Source organism: Streptomyces sp. FH025, assembly GCF_017427025.1.
Taxonomy (GTDB): Bacteria; Actinomycetota; Actinomycetes; order Streptomycetales; family Streptomycetaceae; genus Kitasatospora.
On the sequence record NZ_JAFLNG010001072.1, the window covers coordinates 1 to 1,710 of the forward strand.

At 76.3% G+C, this 1,710-nt stretch carries 1 protein-coding gene; it reads right to left on the minus strand.

The window, feature by feature from the left end; all coding sequences use genetic code 11:
* Positions 1-1,447: AAA family ATPase (locus tag J0670_RS37395; RefSeq protein ID WP_207817228.1), on the minus strand; the 1,447-nt coding region annotated here is incomplete at its 3' end.
* Positions 1,448-1,710: the final 263 nt, after the last annotated feature.

A 1,710-nucleotide genomic window follows, 5' to 3' on the forward strand; every position in this document is an offset into this window, starting at 1 on the left:
GGAAGGCCGAGAGCCCGTCCAACGGGTCGGCTCCGCGGCCGAACGCGCCGACGGGCCGGCCGCAGCGTTCGGCCGCGCGGCCGTCGGCCAACTGCTCCAGGGCCTGGCCGGCCTCGTCGATCCGGCCCTGCTCGGTGAGCAGCCGGGCGAGCGGTCCGAGCCGGGCCGGTCCGAGCCGGCCGGCCCGCAAGGTCTCCAGCGGGCCGGCGAGGGCGCGCTCGGCGGCGCTGGGGTTGGTCCGCCAGCTGATGGCGGCGAGCATGGTGCGGAACTGGGCGCGCTGCCCGTCGTCGGCCCGGCCGCGGTAGGCGAGTTCGAGGCAGGCGGCGGCCAGGTGGGTCGCGCCGTCGGCGAGCAGCTGCTCGGCGGCGGTGGAGAGCACCGTCACCGCCCACGGCAGGTCGGTGGTGCCCACGGCGAGCAGCTGGGCGGCCACGGCGGTGCTCGGGGCGCCGTCCTGGTGGGCGAGTACGGCCGCGCGGCGGTGCAGGGCCGTCCGGTCGTCCGGGTCCATCCGGTCGAGCACGGCCTGGCGGGCGACGGCGTGGCGGAAGCGGTAGCCGTGCAGGATGCCGGCGGCATCGAGGGCGGCGGCGCCCCGGACGACGGCGGCATCGGTGCTGCGGAGCAGGCGGACGGCGAGTTCGCGCGAGCCGAGGTCGCCGAGCACCGCCAGCACCTCGGCGAGGCGGCGCGCGGCGGGGCCGCAGCGGTGCAGGCAGGCGAGGACGGCCTGGGCGAAGGCGCCGCCGGGTTCGGGGGCACGGCCGCCGGCCCGGTGCTCCTCGACCAGGGCGCGCAGCAGCAGCGGGTTGCCGCCGCCGGCGTCGACCGCCTGCGGGGTCCTGCCGTCGGCCGGGGAGGCGGCGAGTTCGGCGGCGACCAGCCGGCCGACCCCCTCGGGGCACAGCCGTCCGGCCCGGATCCGGACGAAGCTGCGCTGGCGCAGCAGTTCGGTCCTGTAGACGGGGTCGTCGCGCCGCTCGTGGACCGACTCGGTGAACACCAGCAGCACACGGGCGGCACGGGTGCGGCGGACCAGGTGGAGCAGGTACTGGCAGGACAGGTCGTCGACGTGGTGCAGGTCGTCGACGCAGATGACCACCGGTGCGCTCTCGGCGAGCCGGTGCACGGCGGCGCACAGGGACTGCATCACGTCGATCCGGGACGGATCCGGCGCGGCCGCCGGGTCCGGCAGGGCCCCGGCCGGGGCGGCGGCCAGCAACTGGCCGAGCACGCCGAGCGGGAGGTCGCGCTCGACGGCGGTGCCGATGGCCCGCAGCACCACGGCGCCGGAGGCGGCGGCGTGTTCGGCGACGGTCTCGACGAGTTCGCTCTTTCCGCAGCCGACCGCGCCCTCGATCAGTACGATCCTGGAAGTCCCCTGTATGGAGTCCGCGAGCGCGGATTCCAGTACGGCAAGCTCACGTTCACGGTCGATCAGCAACTTTCGGCCCCCGGCTTCGTCCGCGTCGCGGTCAGCGCGCCCGCCGCACGGCGGGCCCCGGAAAGTCGCGGGCGCGGTAGAGACTCGCCGCCCGGAAATCGCTCCGTCGGCGGTCCCGAGTCTACGGAGAGCCCACCGTGCTGACCTCGGGCCGGATGCCGACCGGAAGCTGCAAGGCAACAACTTCCCCCCTGCTCCGCCGCCGTGCCGCCATGCGTGCCGGATCGGCCCGGCGACCCCGGAAGACCTGGTGAAACGCCTCG